Origin of the sequence: Paraburkholderia sp., assembly GCF_034668105.1 — a bacterium.
In the GTDB taxonomy this organism is placed as follows: Bacteria; Pseudomonadota; Gammaproteobacteria; order Burkholderiales; family Burkholderiaceae; genus Paraburkholderia.
In genome coordinates, this window is sequence record NZ_JAXDPY010000390.1 from 1 (window position 1) to 3,553 (window position 3,553).

4 protein-coding genes and 1 pseudogene are annotated in these 3,553 nt (G+C 60.6%); 1 reads left to right on the forward strand and 4 read right to left on the reverse strand.

The features are described from left to right. The 3 genes from QOC89_RS17425 to QOC89_RS17435 form a co-directional block, all read right to left on the reverse strand. Positions 1 to 337: alpha/beta hydrolase (locus QOC89_RS17425; protein WP_323046155.1), on the reverse strand; the 337-nt coding region annotated here is incomplete at its 3' end. Positions 338 to 339: 2 nt separating this feature from the next. Continuing rightward, positions 340 to 1,110, reverse strand: a complete 771-nt coding sequence (locus QOC89_RS17430; protein WP_323046156.1) for a DUF4118 domain-containing protein — start codon at positions 1,108 to 1,110, stop codon at positions 340 to 342. 95 nt (positions 1,111 to 1,205) lie between these two features. After that, positions 1,206 to 1,532, reverse strand: coding sequence for a DUF4148 domain-containing protein (locus QOC89_RS17435; protein ID WP_323046157.1), 327 nt, complete (start codon positions 1,530 to 1,532; stop codon positions 1,206 to 1,208). A 586-nt stretch (positions 1,533 to 2,118) separates the two neighbouring features. On the opposite strand from QOC89_RS17435, the gene argE reads away from it, so the two are divergent. Next, entirely contained in the window at positions 2,119 to 3,315 is a 1,197-nt protein-coding gene (gene argE / locus QOC89_RS17440; protein ID WP_323046159.1) for an acetylornithine deacetylase, read from the forward strand. Positions 3,316 to 3,327: 12 nt separating this feature from the next. Here the strand turns inward: argE and QOC89_RS17445 are convergent. Continuing rightward, a pseudogene (locus QOC89_RS17445) lies at positions 3,328 to 3,553 on the reverse strand (FCD domain-containing protein); the annotation flags it as partial.

Below are 3,553 nucleotides of genomic sequence, written 5' to 3' on the forward strand. Positions count from 1 at the left end.
GCGTGACCGACAGAAGAACAACGGCTTGAGCCGCCGGGCGATGCCTGACAAGCGCCAGCGCCAACGTCGCCCCGATCGAAAGACCGCAAACGGAAACACGTGCATACCGGCCCGACAGCTCGTCGAATTTTAGAATCACTGCCGTGAGCCATGCTTCCATTTTGCGTTCGGGGGACCCCGCGCTATAGCCGTCAAACGTGGGCGCGTAGATCACGAAGCCATTGCGCTCAAGAGCTCGGGCAAGGAACCGCATCTCGAGCGGCGTACTGGAGAGGCCATGGATCAGGAGAACCGCGTGATCTCCGCCTTCGTTGAACAATGACTTTGTATCTGACATATTCAGCCCCCAAGCCTTAAGACCAGGAAGTCACCTGCGTGCGTCCTGAAGCGTTCGCAGACGCAGTCCATTGGCTGGAACTGTCCGGCACCCATGTCCACGCGCGCGCGATGGTTGCCGGGCGTGAGCGTCGGCAACAGAAGCCTGATGTCTTCGGAATGAACATGCTCGTAGCGCAGCCCCGGCGCGGTGGCCGCTGCAATCCTCTCCGACATGGCAACACCGGCGCCGCCGCGGTCGTCGAGCGCCGCCCGGTGATCAAGTGCCTGGATCAGGATAATGTCGTCGTGGTAATGAGGAAGATGCCGCAGCAGCCGATGCGTCTCATCGACCGCACGACCGGCCAGCAGCCTCTCGTTATCGGCACGTAAAAGCATTTCATAGCGGGATTGCGCCACGAGGCCGATGAGTTCACTACGGAACCACGAGCGGCGCAATCTCTCGATCAGGCAGATCACCAAAATGCTGACGAGCGGAAGCGAGACGATCAGGTCGACGTCGGACTGGTCGAGAACGCCAATTTGCTGATAAGGCGGTACGAACAGGTAGTCGGCTATCGCGAGGCCAAACCCCATGACGGCGAGCGCCGGCGCCATTCCAAAAAAATATCCGATTAGCGCCGCAGCAATGAAGTAGGCCGTTCCGGGCATGATGGGCCCGAGCAGCGGACCCAGCAGCAGCCGGCCCCCGCTTGCGACGATGAGCGCGAGCGCTGCGAAATACCAGCCGCGAAGGCCCCCGGGCGCCCAGCGGCTCGCATTCCGAACGTTCATATTCTGCCTTTGGTTTGACGCGTGGCCTTGCGGTCAGTCAGATGCCCGGCAAACCTTATGGTGCCAGGGCGGATTGCACCCGCCAACCTGACGGTTTAATGACCGAAGTAAATTGACTTCGTGATGTCAGTGGCTTCAGAGCGGGTCCCTGTTGGGGCACCGGATGCCGACACACCGCCGGCCACGCCACCATAGCTACCTGTCACTTCACTTTGCGCAGCCACCCTGGCTTCGGCAACCTGAATTCCAGCCGGATAGGTAGCGTGGTCGCCGTCGCCCACGTGATAGCCAGCCTTCTCAAGCTGGACCAGCTCGGCGCGCGCCTGAGCGCGGGTGACAGACCCGTTCGATTGAGCGAAAGATACGGCCGGCGCGGCTAACGTCGAAGCGAGAGCGACGGCGGGAATGAGTGACCTGAGCATGGCGAAACCTTCAGTGTTGGCAGCGAACGGCGCTTGCTGAGTGCCGAACAGCGGGTAAGTCAGTAAGTATATTCCCGAACTATGATATGTTATGTGTGATAGTTTATATCGATCCAATAGGCTGCTTCTAAAGCCCCGACCCCGCGCCATAAAGAACGCGCCAAGGCGGTCTGTACCCTCCATGCCATAGAGTCCTCAGGCCCGTCTTCTCGACTACAACGGGGAGACCGTGCTCGAATTCGGCCGGTGACGTGCGTATTCCCCCCAAAGAGAACAGCCATTTCAGGGCAAAGTGAATCGTGATTCCACGGCAAAGCGAACGCGGGACCTTTACCTTGTTACTCGTGCGCAGACCCCCGCAATCGGTCGACACTGTGCTGCGCGTCGGCGATATGGAAATCGACCTCATCAGGCGCCGTGTGCGCCGCGGGAAAGTACGCATAACCCCCGGCCGAATTCGGGCATTGGGAGCTGCCGAAAACGCTCTATCAACGCACCCCGCGGCTCGGATATGCATTCACACCTCAAAGAATTTCGTCGGCATAGAATTGCTCGATCTAACACCGAGACAAAGAGGTCACTGGCCATGCCTGATCAGCCGACAGCCAGCGCAAGCCATTGCGCGCCTTACCTTGCGCTAGTCGAGGAGCTCATTCGATACGACACGACCAGCAGCCGCTCGAATCTCGGCCTGATCGAAGCAATCCGGGATCGCCTTCGAGCCCACGACATCGAAGCGCTTCTCGTCTATGATCGGCCCCGGCAAAAGGCGAATCTGTTCGCGACGTTACCCGCGATGCACGGCGAGACAAATGGCGGCGTCGTGCTGTCCGGACACACCGATGTCGTTCCCGTAACCGGCCAGAACTGGTCAAGTGATCCCTTCGATCCGGTCATCCGCGGCGATCGAATCTACGGCCGCGGCTCGTGCGACATGAAAGGGTTTATCGCCGTGACGCTCGGCTTGTTACCCGACATCCAGAAGCGCCGACTGCGCGAGCCGATTCATCTCGCATTTTCTTTCGACGAGGAAGTCGGCTGTCTCGGCGCGCCGTTGCTGCTGGCGGAACTCGCGCAACGCGGCATTCGCCCGGCTGGGTGCATCGTCGGTGAACCGACCAGCATGCGGCCCGTCGTCGCGCACAAAGGCAACAATGCTTACCGATGCTGTGTGAAGGGTCTGGCCGCGCATTCGTCCCGCACGCCGAGCGGCGTCAACGCGATCGAATATGCGGCGCGGCTGATCTGCCGCATCCGCGAGGCCGCCGATCTACTTCGCCGCAACGGCCCGTTCGATCGCGCCTTCGACGTGCCATTTTCGACGGCGCAGACCGGCCTGATCTCAGGCGGCATTGCGATCAACACGATTCCCGAGCAGTGCGAGTTCTCCTTCGAATATCGCAACCTGCCGTCAGAAGATCCAGAACGCTTTTTCGAACAGATCGCCCGCTATGCCCGTGAGCAACTGGAACCGGAGATGCGCGCGGTGGCCGGCGAGGCGTCGATCTCGTTTGAAAAGGTCGGCACGACCCTGGCGCTCGACAGCGCGGAACAAGCCGCCGTCACGCGACTCGTGCGCAGCCTGTGCAACGACTTCGAGACACGCAAGGTGGCCTACGGTACGGAGGCCGGCCTATTCTCGCAGGCTGGCATCCCAACTGTCATCTGCGGCCCTGGCAGCATCGACGATGCCCACAAGGCAGACGAATCCGTCGAGTTGTCGCAACTCGCGGAATGCGACCATTTCCTGCGGCAGGTACTCGACACGCTCACCGCGCACTGAAGCACGCCGACGTCACTGGCCATCGAACAGGATCGCCTCCAGATCGTCGTGCTCTTCTTCGGGCTCGTGCAACCGGAGCGTGGCTTCTATATGTTCCAGATGCTCGCTCATCACTTTTTGCGCCAGCTTCAGGTTGCCCGCTTCAAGCGCATCGATCAGGCGCGTATGTTCGTCATGCGGACACGCCTTCGCCGTCGGCGCGTTGTAGAGCAGGATGGTCAGGCACGTGAGCATCTGC

Excerpts from the sequence above, each read along its gene's own strand:
- QOC89_RS17430 (WP_323046156.1), bottom strand. The coding sequence starts at position 1,110 with ATGAACGTTCGGAATGCGAGCCGCTGGGCGCCCGGGGGCCTTCGCGGC.
- QOC89_RS17435 (WP_323046157.1), bottom strand. The coding sequence starts at position 1,532 with ATGCTCAGGTCACTCATTCCCGCCGTCGCTCTCGCTTCGACGTTAGCC.
- argE (WP_323046159.1), top strand. The coding sequence starts at position 2,119 with ATGCCTGATCAGCCGACAGCCAGCGCAAGCCATTGCGCGCCTTACCTT.